This window comes from Paraburkholderia sp. BCC1884, from assembly GCF_900996225.1.
Classification (GTDB): Bacteria; Pseudomonadota; Gammaproteobacteria; order Burkholderiales; family Burkholderiaceae; genus Paraburkholderia.
This window is the reverse complement of the sequence record NZ_CAAJGL010000111.1, coordinates 1-551: the sequence shown is the minus strand read 5'-3', so window position 1 is coordinate 551 and position 551 is coordinate 1. Positions and strand designations below refer to the sequence as shown.

The 551-nt window shown below is 67.0% G+C and carries 1 protein-coding gene; it reads right to left on the bottom strand.

From position 1 onward, the window contains the following. Nucleotides 1-551, bottom strand: a 551-nt coding sequence (locus tag FQ705_RS25605; protein WP_260854615.1) for a LysR substrate-binding domain-containing protein, incomplete at both ends; no start/stop codon positions are given.

The following is a 551-nucleotide window of genomic DNA, read 5'->3' as shown; positions in this document are numbered from 1 at the left end:
GACGAACACGCGCACCTTCGGCGACAGGTGGCGGCTGTGCGGATAGACCACCGAGAGCGGCATCGGCAGCGGCTTGTAGCCGGTCAGCACTTCCTTGAGCTCGCCCGAGCGCAGTTGCGGCAGCACCATGAACAGCGGCGGCTGGATCAGGCCGAAGCCCTCGATACCGCAGGTCACGTAGGCGTCCGCATCGTTGACCGAGACCACGCTCTCCATCTTGACCTCCACCTCCTGGCCGTCGATCAGGAAGGCCCAGTCGATGTTGCGGCCGGTGCGGCTCGAAAAATAATTGACCGCGCCATGGTCGGCCAGGTCGTCGATCGAGCGCGGCTCGCCGTAGCGTTCCAGGTAGGCCTGCGAGGCCACCGTCACGCCCTCGAACAGGCCGACGCGCCGTGCCACCAGCGAGGAATCCTGCAGCGCGCCGACCCGGATCACGCAGTCGACGCCTTCCTGCAGCAGGTCGACGGGGCGGTCCGACAGGCCGAGCTGGAGGTCGATGTCGGGGTAGCGATCGCGGAATTCGTTGAGCGCCGGGATCACCACCAGCC